Genomic DNA, 18,411 nt, shown 5'->3' with positions numbered 1-18,411 from the left:
GGGATGTTGCACTCGCCGTCCCCGAACTCGCAAAAAATAAAGGACAAGCTGCAGACGCGCTGTATCTCACCAGCATACAGATTTTATACTTTATTTTTCAACGAATATTTCACAATCTATACTTGATAAACTTTCACCGGATGAAACCCAATAGGTGAGGAAGCCAGGTGCTCAATCCGGGCAAGAATGTCAGAAGCACCAGCACGACGCCATGCGCCCAAAGGAAGGGCATCAGTTCCGATACCAGCGCGGACAGCGGCACCCGCGACACGTTCGACGTAACAAAGAGCAATCCGCCGACCGGAGGGGTGATCATCCCGAGTGTCAGATTGTAGATCACGATCATCGCGAAGTGCACCGGGTCGATACCCAACTTGGCGGCCACTGGCGCAAGGATAGGAACCAAGACCATCACGCCGGGCAAAGGCTCGATGAAGATCCCGAAAATCAACAGGAAGATGTTGACTGTAATCAGGAAGGACCACGGCGAAAGATCCATGCCGATCAGCCAATCGGCCATGAGTTGCGGCAGCCCCTCAATCGTCAGAAGCCATGCGAAGGCGGCGGACAGCGCGATAATGATCAGCACCGACGCCGAGAGCAGCGCCGAGCGCGCCAAGATATCGGGCACCGCTTTCCATTCGAGGGTGCGGTAAACGTATTTGCCGCATAGCAGCGCGTAAAACACCGCGACCACGGAAGCTTCGGTCGGCGTGAACCAGCCGGCCCGCATGCCCCCCAGGATGATCACGGGAAGCATCAAGGCCGGAATAGCCTTCCAAGTATTGGATAGAATTTCCGTCAAGGGCGGAAGTTCAGATTGACCACGATAATTCCGCTTTCGTGATATATACCAGTTTACGGCGCACATTGCAAAAGCAATCAATATACCAGGCACGATGCCGGCGACGAACAATGCGCTGACAGACACCGTTTCATCCTGCAACGCATAGATGATCATGGTGATGGACGGCGGGATGATAGGGCCGACAATGGCCGTGGAAGCGGTCAATGCCGCAGCGTAGGAGCGCTTGTAACCCGCATTGTCCATCATGCGGATGAGCATCGATCCCGGCCCGGCGGCATCTGCCAGAGCAGAACCCGAGATACCGGAAAAGAAAGTCAGCGACGCTACGGTGGTGTAGCCCAATCCGCCCCGTTTATGCCCGACGAACTGCCCTGCAAAACGCAACAGCACCTCGGTGAGCGAGCCGCCGCTCATGAGTTCGGCGGCCAGAATGAAGAAGGGAACGGCCATCAGCGGGAAACTGTCGATGCCCGTGAACGTTTCCTTCATAAGAACCAACAGCGGATAGCTGTCGGTCAATAACAGCGCGGCGGCCGTGGCCAGCCCCAGTGCGAATGCCACCGGGACGCCCAGAGCTAGAAACAGGCAAGCCGAACCGACAAGGGCGATCGCAGGGGTCATAGCGATGCACTCGCGGTAGCGTCGAACTGGTCGTCGGCCGCGAACTCGCGTTTTACGACGTAACCACGCAAGACGAAGCCGAAGTGCGCGATCAGCAGGAGGCCCCCGATCGGTATCGCGCTGTAGACCCAGGCAAACGAGATTTGCGTTGCCGCGGTAAGCTGGTAGGCGCTCCGCGTCATGTACTCCCAGCCGACCCAGGTCATCAGAATAAAGAATCCCATCAGCAATGCGGCAACCATGACGCGCACCACGATGGCAAGCTCGCGCGGCAGCGCGTCCTGCAGGTTCTCCACGGCGATATGGCCGCCGGCCCGCAGCACGGGACCGGCGCCGAGGAACGTGAGCCAGACCATCAGGTGGCGTGCAACTTCTTCACTCCACGGAATAGAGAAGTTGCTCAGGTATCGTGAGCATACGTTGGCGAACACGATCAAAGACATGACGGCGAGCAGCACGATCAGAATCCATCGATTCACCGCAACCAGGCCGCGTTCGACGGCGCCCAGGCATGAGGCCATCGAATCGGCGCTTCGCATGCTGCTACACGATAATGAGTTCGGGCCGGGAAGCGGCTCTGTTCGCGGAGTTGGGGCGTTCATCTGATTCCTCCCTGTGTTTCTTTTTTGGTCGGATGGACGGCCGTAAGTCTGGCGCGGACGCGCCGCGACAATCGCGGCAAGTCTCGTCAAGTAACGCGCGCTTCAAAGATCGGCCTTTACAACGCGCATGAGAGGTCACGCTTGCTGTCGCGCAACTTTCATAAATCCGGCGGCTGCTTCAGACAGGTATGATTGGCTGAAGCCATGCTCGACCAATGCGTCCAGCGCCGACAGGACGCCGGAAGCGATAGCGTCGGCGGCGTGCAGATCGCCCGCCATTTTCACATAATAACCCAGGTCCTTTTGCGCGTTCGAAACTGCGAACTTCTGCCTGGACGGGTCCCCCTCGAGGATGAAGGGAGCAACCCGCTCCAGCGCAGCGCCATGCCCCCCGCCCTTCCGCAGAACGTCGACGAAGACCTCCGGAGAGATTCCGCCCGTTTGGGCGCACGCCGCGGCCTCGCCCAGCAAGGTGACGAAACCCAGCGACACGAAATTGTGCAGGAGCTTTAGCTTATGTCCCGAACCGGCCCGGCCGGCATAGAAACGATTTTCCGAAAAGGTTTCCAAAAGGGAGGACATCTCCTCAAAGAGCGACTTGTCCCCGCCGATGAGGAGGTTAAGCCGGCCTTCCGCTGCCTCAAGCGGCGTGCGGGTCATCGGCGCATCGAGAAAACGCCCCCCGGCCGCTTCGATAGCCGCGGCGATCGCCTCCGTGGAACTCGGAATTGCTGTCGAACAATCGATGATGACCGTGCCGGGACGGATGACCTCAAGGACTCCGCCCTGACCGTAGAGGACAGCTTCGACCTGCGGCGTGCCGTTGACGCAGAGAATGATGACATCGCTCGCGCGCGCAAGCTCCTGGCGATCAGAGAACCCCGTGGCTCCGAGCGCGTCCAGATTCTCGGTCGGTTGATTGCCCTCGTGACGGAGGTATCCGAGCGGCCAACCCTTCGTCGCGATATTGCTTGCGATGCCGTGGCCCATCAGGCCGACACCGATGATTCCGACATTGCGGTTTTTCATGCTGGCCATCCGTTCAATTCATCGCGCGGCAGATTGCATCTGTCACATCCGAGCAGGTGGCCTTGCCGCCGAGGTCGACGGGAACAGCCCTCTTTTCGGATAGCACCACGCCCACGGCGGCTTCGACGCGATCGGCCGCGTCTTCGAGGGAGGTGTCCTCATGCCTATCCGCCAACCAGCGCAGCATCATGACACCTGAAAGAATTGTCGCGATGGGGCTTGCGAGATTCTGGCCGGCGATATCCGGCGCGGATCCGTGCGCCCCCTGAAACAGCGCGTTCGCATCGCCAATCTCGCCCGAAGGCGAAATGCCCATCCCGCCAACCGTCGCCGCGCCAAGGTCCGAGATGATGTCGCCGAACATGTTCTCGGCTACGATCACGTCGTAGAAGTCGGGCCGTTTAACCATATGCACGGTAATCGCGTCTGCATAAGCGTAATCGATTTCGACATCCGGAAATCCGGTGTGCACTTCATCGCAAACCGAACGAAAGAAAGCATAGCTCCGAAGGATGTTCGCCTTGTCGCAGACCGTTACACGGCGCTTTCCATCCCGAGGGGCGCCGCGGCGCTTCCGAGAAAGCTCGAAGGCGAATTTGGCCACCCGCTCAGTGCCTTTTCGAGTGATGACCAGGCTGTCGGACGCGAACTCGTTCCTCAGAAGAACGCCCGCGCCACGGCTCGCATAGAGTCCTTCCGTATTCTCGCGGATGATGACGTAGTCGATACCGCCATCCTGAAAGGCTCTCAAGGGCGACAGAACACCAGGCAGCAGTTTCACGGGCCGGACATTTGCGTAGAGATCAAGCTGAAAGCGCAGACGCAAATGAAGATCGTTGCCCACCTCCGTGCCGTCCGGATAGGTCACGCTCGGAAGGCCTGCCGCTCCGTGCAGAATGGCGTCCAGGTCCCGGCAAGCCTTGAAGGTGTCATCAGGAAGCACCTGGCCAGTCTTCATATAGTGCCCTGCGCCGCCCTCAAACATCTGGAAGTCGAGCTTCGCCGCGCCGCACGCCTCGCTCAATACTTTGATGGTAGCCTGGGCAACTTCCGGGCCGATACCGTCCCCCTCAATCGTTGCTATTCGATAATTTGCCATCCAGCATTCCTCCGGACCTGTTGTATTGTGCTGTCCTTACACCAACGCTCCCGTCTCCGACCGGCTGCGTGCGGGCCTTGCTCAAGCACCGCACGGCTTGATCGCCTCCCGGTGAGGCAGGCTCAGTGTTACCATTCAGCCGCGATGTACTTGGCTTCCATGAATTCCAGCATTCCATGGTGAGCGCCCTCGCGCCCGAGGCCGCTCTGCTTGACGCCGCCGAATGGCGCCGCCGGGTCAGAAACCAGTCCGCGGTTCAGCGCTACCATGCCGGCCTCCAGCCGTTCACAAACACGCAGCCCCCGGGCGAGATCGCGGGTATAGACATAGGCGACAAGCCCGTACTCGGTGTCGTTTGCGAGTTCGATCGCCTGCTCTTCCGTGTCGAAAACATAGATGGGCGCAACCGGGCCGAAAATTTCATCCCGCGCAAGCGACGCCTCCGCAGAAACGTCGAGAAGTACAGTCGGGAGGAAGAAATGGCCCTCGCCCTGCCCTCGCGTGCCGCCGCACAACACCTTCGCACCACGCGCAACGGCATCGTCCACCAATTCTGCAACTTTATCGACGGCTGCAGCGTTCACCAGCGGCCCGCAATCCGTATCCGCTTCGGGACCAGGACCGACCTTCATCGCCCCCATGCGCTCGGCCAGCCTGCGCGCAAATTCTTCCGCTATCCCCTGCTGCACATAAAGCCGGTTCGCGGCCGTGCAGGCCTCGCCGCCATTGCGCATCTTCGCGACCATTGCGCCTTCGACGGCTTTGTCCATGTCCGCGTCATCGAAGACGACGAAAGGGGCGTTGCCGCCAAGTTCCATCGAGCAGTGAATAACTTGATCTGCAGCCTTACGAAGCAGGATTCGGCCGACTTCGGTCGAGCCGGTAAAGGAGAGCTTTCTGACCCGCGGATCGTCCAGCATCGCATTCACGACCTCGGAGGTCGTCGATGAAGTAAGAACATTGACGACGCCGTCCGGAACGCCGGCTTCCGACAAAATCCTGGCTACGGCATACGCGGTGAGAGGAGTTTCAGTCGCGGGCTTCAGGACACAGGTGCACCCCGCCGCGAGTGCAGGAGCGATCTTCCGCGTAGCCATTGCCGCGGGAAAATTCCATGGCGTAATCAATAGTGAAACGCCGATAGGCTGATACTGTACAAGGATACGATTGGCGCCGGACGGCGCGACAGACAAATCGCCATTGACCCGAACGGCCTCTTCCGCGAACCACCGGAAAAACTCCGCTGCATAGGCCACCTCGCCGCGCGCATCCTTCAACGCCTTGCCATTCTCCAGAGAGATCAAACGGGCGAGCGGCTCGGCATCGCGGATCATCAATTCAAAACACTTACGCAGGATTTCCGAACGCTGCCGGGCAGGCGTCGCGGACCAGGCGCGAGCGGCACCAGCAGCGGCATCGACGGCCGCGATAGCATCAGCCGCGCTGGCATTCGCGACGGTATCGATTACAGAACCGTCGGATGGGTTCATGACTGCAATCCGATCCGGGCGGCTCCCGTCTCGCCATGTGCCGCCGATAAAGAGATCCGTTGGATAGATGTTCTTGCTCATTGATTCCTCAGTGAACCTTGTTCCCGTTATAGTTGTTCACGCGCCTTACAAGGCGCGCATCAAGATTTGTTTGATGCTCTCAGGATCGACTGCCGCCGGATTATTCTCGACCAGGCGCGCGGCATTCATCGAAAGCACCGACAAGGAATCGAGATCATCCTCGGTGAGAGCGATGTTCCGCAGGCTCGCAGGTATACCGATATCGCCAAAGAGCTTACGCACCGCCGCGATCGCAGCCCGCCCGGCCTCTTCATCGGGTTGATCCGCGCTTGCCGCGCCAATAACCCTGCCGACCTCCGCATAGGATGCCGAGGCGGCTTGCATGTTAAAGTCCATCGTGTAGGGCAGCAGGATACCCACACCCAGCCCATGAGCCGTGTGGGTCTGGGCGCCCACGGGATATTGTATGGCGTGGGCAATCGCCGTGCCGCCGCTTCCGAAGGCCAGACCGGCATAGGTCGCCCCCAGCATCACGGCGGAACGCGCCTCGATGTCTCCGCCATCGGCCACCGCCCTCCGCAGGCTTTCGAAGATCAGCTTGATGGCCAACAACGCATAGTGATCGCTCAATGTATTCTTGCCGACGAAGACGCGCTCCATGGCCATGCGGGGGTCCGGTGGCCGCGATACGGCGGCGAATGCCTCGACAGCGTGCGCAAGGGCGTCCGCGCCTGAAATCGCCGTGAGACCCGGCGGGCAGGTGACGGTCAACTCCGGATCGCAAATGGCGGTATGGGGAATGAGCGCCGGACTTGAAATGCCGACTTTCATCGTTCGCTCGGGATCTGCCAGGACCGCGACCGGCGTGACTTCGGAACCCGTTCCCGATGTGGTTGGCACCGCAATCAGCGGCCGGACAGGGCCCGGGACCTTGAACTCGCCGTAGTATTGTGAAAGCGGCCCCTCGTAGGACAGCAGCAGGCTTACCAGCTTGGCCAGGTCCAGACAACTTCCGCCGCCAAGACCGACGATCACGTCCGGATCAAAGGAGCGGTATTCAGCGACGCAATCCAGTATGCCGGCGAGGGGCAATTCCGGCTCGGTCGCATCGAAAACGGTTGCCTCAAGCCCGTTGTGAACCGTTATGTCCTCAAGAATCTCTTGCAGAATCGGGAGCCGGGCCAGGCGCTCGTCAGTGCAGATCAGCACCTTACGGCCCAGATCCCTGGCTGCGCGCCCAATTGCCTGACGCTGGCCGGGGCCGAAGAAAAGACGAGCCGGCGCTCGCGTGACACCATAATCAAGCCGCATCGAAAATCCCCCTGTCCGTGTCATGCCGGCCGCCATTCCGCCAGTGCTTGGATCTGCTTCCAGACTTCATCAGCCAAGGGAACGTCCTGACTGCTCCGCTGCGCGCGGGTTCGCGCCGCCCGATCGCCGGGTATGCGGACCGGCGCATCCGCGACGGAAGGCTCGGAACCGCGAATTTCCTCCATGAAGCGGGTGACGACTGCCGCCATGCCGCCCGCCGGTTCGAGCACGATGAAAACATCGCCTTTATTGCAAGGATAGCGCGCGTCGAGCGTTCCCCTGACCTCAGTTCCGATTGCGGAACCCGTCAGACTGGCAACCAGGAGTTCGAAAGCCAGACCGAGCGCGTAGCCCTTCGCGCCGCCGAAAGGCGCGATCGCGCCATCCTTGGCCGCCACGGCGTCTGTCGTCGGATTCCCGTCTTGATCGAGAGCCCAGCCGGACGGAATAGGAATGCCCCGGTTCGCATGGTCGTGGATCTTGCCCATGGAAACGAGGCTGGTGGCCATATCGAACACGAAAGGATGCGGCTCGGCCGGCACGCCGATGGCGATCGGATTGGTACCTAGCATCGCCCGGCGGCCGCCCCAGGGGTGAACGAGCGCCTCACTGATCGTCAGGGCGATGAGAATTTGCCCGTGGCTGGCCACGCGCTCCGCGTACCAGGCGAGCATTCCCAGATGATCGCAGTTCCGAATGGCCGCGGCGGAAACCCCGGTTTCAGCGGCCCGACCGCAAATTGCATCCAGCGCGGCCATCGCGACCACCGGACCGAGACCATGATCTCCGTCGACGTCCAATAGCGCATTCCCGCGCCACGATTGAATGCCCTCGCTCGCCGGATTGCTCGCCCCGCTCAGGATGCGATCGATCACCCTCGGCAACCTGAGAAGGCCGTGCGACGCGGTTCCTCGCAACTCGGCCTCTAGGAGAAGCGAAACTTGCGTCTCGGCGTGCCGATCCGACACACCCACTGCCTTTAGTGCGCGCAATGCGGCGGATCTTATCTCTTCAACACTGGGCATCTCGGCTCTTCGCTCGTTCGAAGGGAACAGGTGGGGGGCCGCCCCTGATCCCGATCCACCCCTGAAGCTCGTGGCTGGCGAAACGGGATCTTTACATCGCGGATTCGATACGATATCGGATTCGATACACGATCAAATTCACTTCCGCAACTCCAAAAGGGGACGGGAAAGCCGATGCAGCGACAGGACACCTCGCCACAGGAGCCGCGGGAAGAAAGGCTCGCCCTCAACCTGGCGCAGCGCCATTCCATTGGCGACGACGTCTACGAGCAGCTCGTTTCAGACCTTATCGCACTCCGAATCCCGCCAGGGGAACGCATGTCGGTTGACGCTTTGGCGCGGCAATTCGGCGTCTCGCAGACGCCGGTCCGCTCCGCTCTCATTCGCCTCGAATCGGAAGGGCTGGTGGTCAAGAAATTCAACTCGGGCTACAGCGCGGCTCCATTGCCTTCGAGCTCACGCTATCGCGACGTGTATCTCGTCCGTTTCCTGATCGAGCCCGAGGCGGCTTATCTGGCTACGAAGCGAATGACGGCGGAAGGCCACGCGAGGCTTCGGGAACTCAGCGAGAACATGTCCAAGCTGGTCGAGGGCGATACACAGGCCAATTATGGCCGCTTCGCCCTTCTGGACGGCGAATTCCATGCGCTGATCGCGCGCCTGTCCGAAAACGAGGTTATCATGGAGACGCTTGAACGTCTCTACGCTCACATGAACTTGTTCCGTCTTCGCTATCACTCCGCAGTCGCTGTTGAAGCGGTCAAGGAACACCTTCAGCTTATGCAGGCCATCGAGCAAGGCGACGCCGACGCCGCGCGCGCCGCGATGGCGGCGCACATCACTTCGTCTCGCGAACGAATGGAGCCATTCTACAAGATCCTTGATCAACAAACACGCACGAACCGCTCGACAACTCCTTTTCAGGCGCAATGAGCGAAGCGGCATCCTGGGAGAAATGCTCATGAAGTTACAAGATGTTCTGTGGTTCGATCCGAGCCATATCTTCATCAATGGCGCCTGGCGCAAACCGGATGGAGCCCGCACTATCGATGTCGAGAACCCTTCCACCGGCGACGTGATCGGTGTGATCGGGCATGGCACGGCAGACGATGTCGACGCCGCGGTCGGGGCCGCCCATGCAGCCCTGGAAGGCCCGTGGGGAAAGCTGACGGCCACCGAACGCGGCCGCATTCTGATGAAGATGTCCGCGCTTGTCCTGGAGCGGGCGGACGAGCTGGCGATGATAGAAGCGCTCGATGTCGGCAAGCCGCTACACCAATCGCGCAATGATTCGATTGCCCTGGCCCGTTATCTGGAATTCTATGGCGGTGCGGCTGACAAGCTGCTGGGCACGACGATCCCCTATCATGACGGGTTCACCGTATACACGTTGCGGGAGCCGCACGGCGTCTGCGGGATCATCATTCCGTGGAATTATCCCATGCAGATCCTCGGCCGCGCCGTAGGCGCGGCGCTGGCGGCCGGGAACGCCTGCGTGCTGAAGCCTGCCGAGGACGCATCCCTGTCGTCTCTCGCATTCGCGGCAATCGCGGCGGAGGCCGGCCTCCCGGCCGGGGCGCTCAACGTCGTGACCGGTCTGGGAGCGGATGTAGGGGCCGCGCTCTCGGGCCACCCCGGAGTGCATCATGTATCGTTCACAGGGTCGGTCGGCACGGGAGAGCGCATCCAGACGGCGGCGGCCCGGAACGTGATTCCCGTGACGCTGGAACTGGGCGGCAAGTCCCCCCACATCGTATTCGACGACTGCGACCTTGAGAAAGCCATGCCGACGCTCGTCGGCGCCTGCATGCAGAACGCCGGTCAGACGTGCTCGGCCGCATCGCGGGTTCTGGTTCAGCGTGGCATCTACGAGGAAGTCAAGCGGAGAATGTCCGAGATATATCGCGGGCTGGAGGCCGGTCCCGCCGTGGGAAGCCACGCTCTTGGACCGCTGGTTTCGCGCAAGCAGAAAGAAATTGTCAGCTCGTACATCGCCATTGGCCGAAAAGAACTGACAGTTGCCGCCGAGGGAAAGATCAGGGAGGATGCCGCTAAAGCCGGAAACTTCGTGCCTCCCGTCTTGTTTGCCGACGTTCCTCCCGATCATAAGCTTGCGCAGGAAGAGATCTTCGGCCCTGTACAAGTACTGATCCCCTTCGAGGACGAGGCAGAAGCGCTGAAGATAGCGAATGGTACCGCTTACGGCCTTGTTGCGGGCGTTTGGACGCGAGATGGCGGGCGCCAGATGCGTCTGGCTCGCAAACTGGAAGTCGGTCAGGTCTTCATCAACAATTACGGCGCGGGCGGCGGCATAGAGTTGCCGTTCGGGGGTGTTGGAAAATCGGGTCATGGCCGCGAAAAGGGCTTCGAAGCTTTAAACGGCTTCACCCGCATCAAGACCGTCGCCGCCTCGCACGGTTGATACCAACATACTCCCGGTCTCCTACCAATCGCGTGTGGGCTCTGCTCAAGCGCCGCACGGGTTTGACCGTATCTCAATGAATTTATCTCATTGGGATACGGTCCCGCCATCCTCGCATTCTGGTACAGCATCGCGCCTGCCGGAACGATGCCTTTGCAGGTGGAGACCGATGTTCCCCGCCGAGCCGTCTTCGTGATGGCATAGGAACGGGTGCAGCTCAGCCTTACTAAGCACCGAGGAGACCTGCGCGCGGGTACGCCCGATTTATGACGCGGTGCCCGATCGGGACGAGCACTGCCCCTACAGCGCACAACCGCAAGGTTCCACGTCACCGCGCCGTCGCGTGGGGATGTCCGGAAGGTGCACCCCCGCCCTTCTTGCCTCGGGAATGAGGCGTGTCCGACGCATTCGCGAAATGATCGCTCTCTCACTCGACTTCGGGGAACCGGTACACATCGTTTCACCGCCCGGATATGGAAAAACAACGGGGCTAAAATATCTCATTCGCCACTATGATGGCTATCATTGCCAAGTCGGGCAAACTAGCAAGTCAGCGCGCGATATGTATTTCATGCTGTTGACTACTTTTGACATATATCACGATTGCAGAACGACACGGGATTTACGGGATAAGCTTATTTTTACGCTAGATCTGAAAGGCCGCCTGTCAGGTGGCAAACGGATACTTATGGCAGTCGATGAAGCTCAGACATTGGAAGCCACGGCACAGCGTGAACTTCTCAGCATTCAGGAGGAATGCAATCTTGCGTTTGTAATGGCAGGCAACGGTGAGCGACTGGCGACCAGGAGAATGGACAAGGGTGCATGGGAGCAAGTTGCAGACCGGCTCGGCGAAGAAGTTAATCTTCCGCCACTCGATGAACAAGATTGCGAGATCATTGGATGCGCCTTCGGCGTCGAGGAAGCCGCCGCGCGCGCTGCTGTTATCAACTTTGGTCTACGCACGAATGTCCGGCGGCTTGTGCGTTTGCTGACGCGGGCTGAAAGCCTTGCGGCCGGCACGGCCAGCGTACGACTGGCTCATCTCCAACAAGCGGTGACCGCCATTTATGGCATAACTTCCGCGCGCGACATGCTGAAACCTGACAGCAAGTACCCCCCCCTTTTTCCCGGACGGCCGCGCCCGGCACTACCGCCACGGCCCTCCGCCTACAAGTGTAGCGTTCCAACACCTTCAACCCCCAACCACACTGGCAACGATGACTCACGATGTTTTGAAATGTAGAGCAACAGAGAAGGAAGAGCAGAAAGAATCAATGAGGTTCTAGACGCATTGAGTTTCACAACGAGGGCGATTTCAGCATTCAATACACTAGTTGAGTACGCGACCAGGACAGGAGATGATTTCAGTCGTGATGGGTTTGGTATAAACTTACTTCTTGAAACTCAGTGCGAAGAACTTAGCATTATCGAATCTCGCTTGCGGGAACAGATAGTAGCATTACGGCGAGACAAGCTCCAAATACGCGATATCGGCGTTGTGGCGGAATGGGCAGGTGTCGGAGAGGATACTGCGCGCCGGGTGCTCGCCGTTGCAGCCGGCATTGATGCGTTGGACGTGTCTGATGAACAGCGCCAAAAAATTACAGGCGATGTGTGGTTTTACTCGGCTGCGAAGACAATGGATAGGCTTGTTGCTGTCGATATCATAGCAAAGCATGCCGGAGTCGCCTCGAGCGTAGTTAAGAAAGTATTGGAAGAGTTTATTTCTATCGACCACGCCACTTTGTGGCGCCTTAAGGCGGGAGAAGAACAATGAATCATCGCTCGACTTCTCCGGGCATTTCCCCGAAACAGGTCGCCGTCCTGCACGTCGCCAAGAAGCAACTCGGCTTTGACGACAACACCTATCGCGCCATCCTGATGGAATTCGGTAACGTCACCAGTTCTAAGGAGCTGTCACCGGAAGGCTTCGAAGGCGTCATGCGGTATTTCAATGCATGGGGCTTTCGGTCCGACAGGATGAAGCGGACCTTCGGCAACCGGCCCGGCATGGCGACACCGGCGCAGGTCGATATGATCCGCGATCTGTGGCGCAAATGGTCGGGCAGCGGCGATGAAGCTGCCATGAACCACTGGCTTGAGCACACTACGGGATTTCATCGCTGCGCTTCCTGACCCCGGAAGTCGCCGGAAAGGCTATCAACGGGCTGCGAGCGATGACCCGCCGGCCGCGAAAATCGCCCCCGGCGGAAAAGACGACCACCACCTGCTGACAGGATCAAATTTGAAGGTGCATTGAAGGCCGTGGGCGGGTGTTCACGGCCTTCCAGCTATCCCATTACCAGCGAAGGCATTAACAGGCTCGTGCGGGCTTCTTTTTCGATATCGCCCGGCGCTTGCCAACTTCGAGATTGCAGCCTACTATCCCACCGCGTCCCCGAGGCACAAGCATCTTGAATGCTCCGGAGATCTGGTCGGGATGTCCTCAAGGCATCCTCGCGCCACGTGGGGGTGACGGCCCACCGGGGACGTTACCACCTCTTCTCTCATTTGCCGCGCGGGTTCTAGCCGTCGTCCATATGCTGCCGCTCGTATCCAGCATATTGACGCGCAGCCGGTCCGGATGATAAAGTTGCGCCCGGTGGGCCGTCATCCCCCACACGGCGTGAAGACAGAAGTCCCGGCCAGGTCTCCGGCGCATCTCGCGATGGGTGCAATTCCCCGGGCGCGAACCGATTTTCACCCATCCCCGACGTTTCGCAACATCTCGACCTTGAGATGCATGTGCATCTGCGCTGCATTTGCATCTCTTGTGCTTCTATTACCCTGCTCACTGCCGCTCCGGCAGAACGCAAGTCCCCGGCGCGGAGTCATCATCGCGCCGGGGCATCCGACCGGGTGATGAATGGTTGATGAGGAAGCGCACGAGCTGCCGGAAGCTGATGAATTTCCGGGCGTCCTCGGAGAGATCGCCGAAGTAGCGGGCATCGAGGCCGCCTTGATCATCGCTAGGATCAAGGGCGGATCGCTGGCGTTCTTTCCGTCGTCCGCCGCCCTGCACGCTGATCATTGGCTGGTCGATGCCGTTGGCTTCGATGCTGCCCGGAAGATAACCGACCATCTCGTCTCCGCACAGTTGGGAGACAGATTTCATGTTCCCCGTGGGCCGGAGAGTTCGCGCGCACACCTCAAGCGCCGTCTGAGGCGCGCGTTCTTTTCGACTGCAACCATCGATAGCGCGGCACTGGCGCTTGGCGTTGATCGATCAACGATCATTCGCCACTGGGCGCGAATGCGTAAGGAAGGTTTCCGTCGCCCCGAAGCGCCGAGCCGAGGATGTCGCAAATGACGCCTGATCATAGGAATTCGCCCGTCGCCGCCCCTCGGCGCGCTGGCCGGGCACCACTCTCACCTCGAAGGTAAAAGACCATGCGTGTCGACAAGACGAACTTACGAACCCTTGAAACGTCCTTCAAAGCGTTATTTCAGAAGGCATTCGACGGCACGGAAGCCTTCAGCGACAGGATCGCCACGAAGACATCCAGCGGAACCGCAGAAGAACTCTATGCATGGCTCGGCCAGTTCCCGCGCCTGCGGGAATGGATCGGCTCGCGCGTCATCAACAATCTTGTGGCGCACGGTTACAGCATCAAGAACAAGCTGTTCGAAAGCACCATCACGATTCCCCGCACCTCTATCGAGGACGACCAGTACGGCATCCACGCGCCCATGGCCTCGGAAATGGGCCGTGCCGCCAAGGAGCACCCCGATGAGCTGCTGTTCCACCTGCTGGCCTCCGGCTTCACCGAGCGCGGCTATTACGGCAAGCCGTTCTTCTCCGAGGCGCACCCGGTGACGGCAGTTCCGGGCACCAGCAAGGTTCACGGCGACATCGAACATGCAAGCGGGCAGCGGCGCTGCATGGTTCCTCCTGGACACCACACGCGCCATCCGCCCGCTGATCTGGCAGGAGCGCATTGGCCCATCGTTCACGTCTCTCACCAATGACGGTGACGAGCCGGTGTTCTGGAAGGATGACTACGTTTATGGCGTCCGCGCCCGCCATAATGTCGGCTTCGGTTTCTGGCAGCTCGCCTTTGGCTCGAAGGCCGAGTTGAATCCGACGAACTATGCTGCCGCACGCAAGGCCATGACGAAGCTCAAGGGTAACGAAGGCGGCTTGCTCGGCATCCGGCCGGACGTTCTCGTCGTACCTTACGACCTCGAAGAAGCCGCCCGCCGCCTCATTTTCGCCGACACGATCGAGGGCAGTTCCAATATCTGGAAGGGCTGGGCCGAGCTGATCATCGCCGCGCGATTGCACGGGGCTGAAACGCCGGACCCGGAGGAAGGTCAGCAAACGGAACCCCCGGAATCGGGCCAACAGGGGTAAGATACCATGACGGTTTCCGAGCATATCGACCTTCGCCAAGCTCTTGCCCTCAACGACGAGGGCAAGGCTCCGAAGCGCGTTCACCTGTTGCCGCCCGGCCCGAAGATCAGGGGGCGCGACGGGCGGCAATGGCAGCTCTCCGATCCGCAGGCCATTGTCGAGGCGTTCGAGGCCAACAACGGGTCTCTGCCCATCGACTATCAGCACGATTCGATGACGCCCGGAAAATCCGGGCCGAAACCGGCGGCCGGCTGGATCGAGCGGCTTGAGGTCGATGACAAGGGCGTCTGGGGCATCGTCTCATGGACGCCGCGCGCTGCGGAGATGATCGCCAGCCGGGAATATCGCTTTCTGTCGCCGGCTATCGGCTTTGACCAAAAGACGGGGGAAGTCACCGCGCTGGCAGGCGCCGGCCTCGTCCACAGCCCCAACTTTCACCTGACAGCCCTCAATGCTCAACAGCAGGAAACCGACATGCTGAAGAATATCGCGTTCGTGCTCGACCTGCCTGATACGGCGGATATCAACGATGTTCTCGCAGCCATCAACGCGCTGAAACAGGCTGCGACCGGCCTCAATGCAGCTGGCCGCGGCGTGGTGTTGGCCGGTCATTATCACGCGGTTGTCGCGGAACTGAACAGCGCCAATGCCGATCTGGAGCGCGCCCGCCGCCAGCAGCATGAAGCGCGCGCCGAAGCGCTGATCGACCACGCGGTGCGCGCCGGCAAGGTAACGCCGGCCGTCCGCGCCGACTATCTCGACCTTGCCCTGAACTCCTACGACCGGGCGGCGGCGATCATCGGGAAGCTGCCTGTCATCGTGAAGTCCGGAGTCGATCCCGACCTTGAGCGGGCCGGGATTGAGCTGAACAGCGTGCTCGGAGTACGCGCACCGTCGCCCAGCTCGGCCGAGGCGGATATCCTCCGCAATGTTAGGTTGTCCGAAGAGGATTACCGGAAGGCGGCGCGCGCTGAGTAGGTGTAGCCAAGGGGATCATCATGGCCGACATCGGGATCAAGGTTTCTCTCGACGGGCTCGATAGCGCGTCGGTTTTGCTGTCACGCATCGTAGGTATGTCCGAGCGCGATCTTCTCGACTAACTGGGAGAGCTGATCTGGAAGCAGACGCGCGACCGGATCGAGGACGAAAAGACCGCTCCCGATGGCACGCCGTGGAAGCCGAACCAGGCAGGCAAGCCCACGCTCTACCGCGAGGGCAACCTCTCGCGGTCAATCGAGTTCGAACCGGCCGGCAGCACGGTCGCGGTCGGGTCGAGCCTGATCTATGCCCGCATCCACCAGCTCGGCGGCGAGATCAGACCGGTGCGGGCTGACCTGCTAAAGTTCCGAAAGCCTGATGGCGGCTGGGTGTCCGCGAAATCCGTCACCATCCCGGCGCGTCCCTATCTCGGGCTTTCGGATGAAAACCGGCAAGACATCATGGAAACCACAATTGATTTCGTTCGAAGAAAGGTTCTGCCGTGAGCGAAACGAATCGTTGCGAATCGTGCGGCAAATACGTGTTCGCGGACAGCGTCGTCACGATTCCGCTGGAAGAATACGAGGCGCTCAAGGCCAGGGCAGCAGAGACCCGGAGCCGGAAGAGCATTTCGACCTATCGTGCCTTGTCCCGATCCGCCATTGCTCGCAGCCCCGAACTGGCGGATTTCCTGCTGGGCACGGCCGTTACGAAGACCACGACAGAGGCATTCCAGCTCGCCAAGGAAAAATTCGGCGATGCCTGCCCTTCGCGATCTTCCGTTTACCGGTTTATTGATACCATGCGCACGCACGGATCGTGACAGACCACACGATCCGGCAGGCCATTGGGAAGAACCGAACAAGCGTGCATCTTCCTGCATAAAACCGGCTTAAATTCCAGAATACCGCTGTACGTTCCCGTTTAGTTATTTTCTATCCATCGCCTCGATGCGCGTAGCGCTGCCTTTCAGCGCCGGTTTTCTACGTTTGATTCCAGTTGTTTATGTTGTCCGCTGCGTCAATCCTTCGTCCCATGACACAAAAGGCCCGCCCATCGACCACGATATCACGCAGCGAACGGGAAGAACTGCTCGAAGCGATGCTCGTCGACATGCCGGAACTCACCTTCACGCCGCGCGGCGATCCGGACCCTCGCCTCGTCCAGCTCGCCCGGCTGCTCGGCCGGCAGATGGCACGTCAGAACTTCGAGGCGCAGATGCACAGGCGGGGGCGAGGCTCCCGGTAAGGAGCCTGCCCGATGAAAGTCGCGATTTACGCCCGCTATTCCTCTGACAACCAGCGTGACGCCTCGATCGAGGATCAGATCCGCCTGTGCCGGCTGCATGCCGAGAAACAGGGCTGGCACGTGGTCGAGGAATATACCGATCACGCCATCTCCGGCGCGTCGCTGCTGCGGCCCGGCATTCAGGCGCTGATCTCGGACGCCGCGCGCGGCCGCTTCGACCTGATCCTGTCCGAGGCGATGGACCGACTGTCGCGCGATCAGGAGGACATCGCGGGCATCTTCAAGCGCATGTCCTATGAGTACGTGAAGATCGTCACCCTGTCCGAGGGCGAGGTCACGCATCTGCATGTCGGCCTCAAGGGCACGATGAATGCCCTGTTCCTCAAGGCTCTGGCCGACAACACCCGGCGCGGCCAGCATCGTCTGGAACCGCCAGCGCTTCATCAAGGACCCGGATACCGGCAAGCGTCAGGCGCGCCCGAACCCGGAAGAAGACTGGGTGATCCAGGAGGCCCCGGAACTGCGCATCCTTGATGACGCACTGTGGCAGGCGGTGAAGACACGGCAGGCCCGCAACCGGATCGCGCCTGATGCCAAGGGGCAGCCCGACGTCGCGCGGGTCAACACCCGCCGCCGCCCAAAGTATCTGTTCTCCGGGCTGACGAAGTGCGCCTGCTGCGGCGGCGGCTATTCGATGATCTCGGCGACCCTCATCGGCTGTTCGACGGCGCGCAACAAGGGCACCTGTGACAACCGGGTCAACATCCGCCGCGACGAACTGGAATCGCGCGTGCTGAACGCGCTGCGCAACCGGATGCTCGATCCGAAGATTTTTCCGCCTTCTGCGATGCCTATACGCAGGAGACCAATCGGCTGCGCATGGAGGCGCGTGCGCATATCGACGCGGCGGAGGCGGAGATCGGACGGATCGACCGGGAGGTCCAGAAGCTGATGGACCTCTACCTGAAGGACGCGCTCTCAGTGGATGACGTCAAGGAACGCGGCGACAGGCTGCGGGCACGCAAGGTGGAACTGACGTCCTTCCTGGCCACGGCCGACGAGCCGCCTCCGGCGATGGCACAGCACTATCGCCAGCGGGTGCAGCAGCTCTACGAGACGCTGCAGGACGACTCCGAGGAGCGGCGGACCGAGGCTGCCGAGGTGATCCGCTCACTGGTCGAGGACATTGTGCTGACGCCAGTGGACGGCAAGGCGGAGATCGACGTTCGGGGCGATCTGGCTGGCTTACGCTTTCGGCGCAAACGAAAAACCCCGCCGGAGAGCGGGGTGGATCGCAGGTCAAGATGGTTGCGGGGGCAGGATTTGAACCTGCGGCCTTCAGGTTATGAGCCTGACGAGCTACCGGGCTGCTCCACCCCGCGTTAACTTCTGGGCTTGAG

21 protein-coding genes and 1 tRNA gene are annotated in these 18,411 nt (G+C 60.4%); 14 read left to right on the top strand and 8 right to left on the bottom strand.

The features are described from left to right. Window positions 1-133: 133 nt before the first annotated feature. The 7 genes from FHS82_RS19615 to FHS82_RS19585 all read right to left on the bottom strand — a co-directional run bounded on the left by FHS82_RS19615 (window position 134) and on the right by FHS82_RS19585 (window position 8,006). Window positions 134-1,429 (bottom strand): TRAP transporter large permease, encoded by a 1,296-nt coding sequence (locus FHS82_RS19615; RefSeq protein ID WP_166956075.1) that lies wholly within the window; start codon window positions 1,427-1,429, stop codon window positions 134-136. Then, complete coding sequence (locus FHS82_RS19610; protein WP_246225458.1) at window positions 1,426-1,968, bottom strand: TRAP transporter small permease; 543 nt, start codon at window positions 1,966-1,968, stop codon at window positions 1,426-1,428. The genes FHS82_RS19615 and FHS82_RS19610 overlap by 4 nt, the downstream gene beginning before the upstream one ends. Before the next feature lie 198 nt (window positions 1,969-2,166). After that, on the bottom strand, window positions 2,167-3,069 hold the full coding sequence (locus tag FHS82_RS19605; RefSeq protein ID WP_246225457.1) for an NAD(P)-dependent oxidoreductase: 903 nt from the start codon (window positions 3,067-3,069) through the stop codon (window positions 2,167-2,169). A 4-nt stretch (window positions 3,070-3,073) separates the two neighbouring features. Next, window positions 3,074-4,159, bottom strand: a complete 1,086-nt coding sequence (locus FHS82_RS19600; RefSeq protein WP_166956069.1) for an isocitrate/isopropylmalate dehydrogenase family protein — start codon at window positions 4,157-4,159, stop codon at window positions 3,074-3,076. Between the two features lie 128 nt (window positions 4,160-4,287). Then, a complete protein-coding gene (locus tag FHS82_RS19595; protein ID WP_166956066.1) occupies window positions 4,288-5,730 on the bottom strand; it encodes an NAD-dependent succinate-semialdehyde dehydrogenase in 1,443 nt (480 codons plus the stop codon). A gap of 45 nt (window positions 5,731-5,775) precedes the next feature. Next, window positions 5,776-6,981 carry an iron-containing alcohol dehydrogenase gene (locus FHS82_RS19590; RefSeq protein WP_166956062.1) on the bottom strand — a complete coding sequence of 402 codons (1,206 nt, stop codon included), beginning with the start codon at window positions 6,979-6,981 and terminating at the stop codon, window positions 5,776-5,778. A 20-nt stretch (window positions 6,982-7,001) separates the two neighbouring features. Further along, window positions 7,002-8,006 carry an Ldh family oxidoreductase gene (locus FHS82_RS19585; RefSeq protein ID WP_166956059.1) on the bottom strand — a complete coding sequence of 335 codons (1,005 nt, stop codon included), beginning with the start codon at window positions 8,004-8,006 and terminating at the stop codon, window positions 7,002-7,004. A 174-nt stretch (window positions 8,007-8,180) separates the two neighbouring features. Between FHS82_RS19585 and FHS82_RS19580 the strand changes: the two genes are divergently transcribed. From FHS82_RS19580 to FHS82_RS21470, 14 genes are all read left to right on the top strand, one after another. Further along, window positions 8,181-8,939: a GntR family transcriptional regulator gene (locus tag FHS82_RS19580; RefSeq protein ID WP_166956056.1), complete on the top strand. Its 759-nt coding sequence runs from the start codon at window positions 8,181-8,183 to the stop codon at window positions 8,937-8,939. Window positions 8,940-8,967: 28 nt separating this feature from the next. Further along, window positions 8,968-10,428 (top strand): aldehyde dehydrogenase family protein, encoded by a 1,461-nt coding sequence (locus tag FHS82_RS19575; protein WP_166956053.1) that lies wholly within the window; start codon window positions 8,968-8,970, stop codon window positions 10,426-10,428. Between the two features lie 415 nt (window positions 10,429-10,843). Beyond that, window positions 10,844-11,674, top strand: coding sequence for an AAA family ATPase (locus FHS82_RS19570; RefSeq protein WP_166956051.1), 831 nt, complete (start codon window positions 10,844-10,846; stop codon window positions 11,672-11,674). A 48-nt stretch (window positions 11,675-11,722) separates the two neighbouring features. Next, window positions 11,723-12,208 carry a hypothetical protein gene (locus FHS82_RS19565; RefSeq protein ID WP_166956049.1) on the top strand — a complete coding sequence of 162 codons (486 nt, stop codon included), beginning with the start codon at window positions 11,723-11,725 and terminating at the stop codon, window positions 12,206-12,208. Then, the gene (locus tag FHS82_RS19560; protein ID WP_166956047.1) at window positions 12,205-12,567 is read left to right on the top strand and encodes a regulatory protein GemA; all 363 of its coding nucleotides are present in this window, start codon (window positions 12,205-12,207) and stop codon (window positions 12,565-12,567) included. Before FHS82_RS19565 ends, FHS82_RS19560 begins: the two co-directional genes overlap by 4 nt. A gap of 730 nt (window positions 12,568-13,297) precedes the next feature. Continuing rightward, complete coding sequence (locus FHS82_RS19555) at window positions 13,298-13,741, top strand: helix-turn-helix domain-containing protein (protein WP_166956045.1); 444 nt, start codon at window positions 13,298-13,300, stop codon at window positions 13,739-13,741. An 80-nt stretch (window positions 13,742-13,821) separates the two neighbouring features. Further along, entirely contained in the window at window positions 13,822-14,400 is a 579-nt protein-coding gene (locus tag FHS82_RS20965; RefSeq protein ID WP_208394364.1) for a Mu-like prophage major head subunit gpT family protein, read from the top strand. Beyond that, the gene (locus FHS82_RS20960) at window positions 14,291-14,785 is read left to right on the top strand and encodes a Mu-like prophage major head subunit gpT family protein (RefSeq protein WP_208394363.1); all 495 of its coding nucleotides are present in this window, start codon (window positions 14,291-14,293) and stop codon (window positions 14,783-14,785) included. Before FHS82_RS20965 ends, FHS82_RS20960 begins: the two co-directional genes overlap by 110 nt. Before the next feature lie 6 nt (window positions 14,786-14,791). Continuing rightward, on the top strand, window positions 14,792-15,763 hold the full coding sequence (locus tag FHS82_RS19545; RefSeq protein ID WP_166956043.1) for a phage protease: 972 nt from the start codon (window positions 14,792-14,794) through the stop codon (window positions 15,761-15,763). Window positions 15,764-15,885: 122 nt separating this feature from the next. Next, window positions 15,886-16,269: a phage virion morphogenesis protein gene (locus tag FHS82_RS21510; RefSeq protein WP_166956196.1), complete on the top strand. Its 384-nt coding sequence runs from the start codon at window positions 15,886-15,888 to the stop codon at window positions 16,267-16,269. Continuing rightward, a complete protein-coding gene (locus FHS82_RS19535) occupies window positions 16,266-16,586 on the top strand; it encodes a DUF4817 domain-containing protein (protein WP_166956041.1) in 321 nt (106 codons plus the stop codon). The genes FHS82_RS21510 and FHS82_RS19535 overlap by 4 nt, the downstream gene beginning before the upstream one ends. A gap of 212 nt (window positions 16,587-16,798) precedes the next feature. Beyond that, a complete protein-coding gene (locus FHS82_RS19530; RefSeq protein WP_166956039.1) occupies window positions 16,799-17,011 on the top strand; it encodes a hypothetical protein in 213 nt (70 codons plus the stop codon). A 12-nt stretch (window positions 17,012-17,023) separates the two neighbouring features. Then, entirely contained in the window at window positions 17,024-17,545 is a 522-nt protein-coding gene (locus tag FHS82_RS21255; protein ID WP_246225456.1) for a recombinase family protein, read from the top strand. Then, window positions 17,511-17,963 carry a recombinase zinc ribbon domain-containing protein gene (locus tag FHS82_RS21470; protein WP_343042631.1) on the top strand — a complete coding sequence of 151 codons (453 nt, stop codon included), beginning with the start codon at window positions 17,511-17,513 and terminating at the stop codon, window positions 17,961-17,963. Before FHS82_RS21255 ends, FHS82_RS21470 begins: the two co-directional genes overlap by 35 nt. A 353-nt stretch (window positions 17,964-18,316) precedes the next feature. Here FHS82_RS21470 and FHS82_RS19520 read toward each other — a convergent pair. Further along, window positions 18,317-18,393 (bottom strand) — tRNA-Met (locus FHS82_RS19520). Window positions 18,394-18,411: the final 18 nt, after the last annotated feature.

This window comes from Pseudochelatococcus lubricantis (assembly GCF_011762225.1).
Classification (GTDB): Bacteria; Pseudomonadota; Alphaproteobacteria; order Rhizobiales; family Beijerinckiaceae; genus Pseudochelatococcus; species Pseudochelatococcus lubricantis.
The sequence above is the reverse complement of the archived record's forward strand: the minus strand, read 5'-3'. Positions and strand labels throughout refer to the sequence as shown.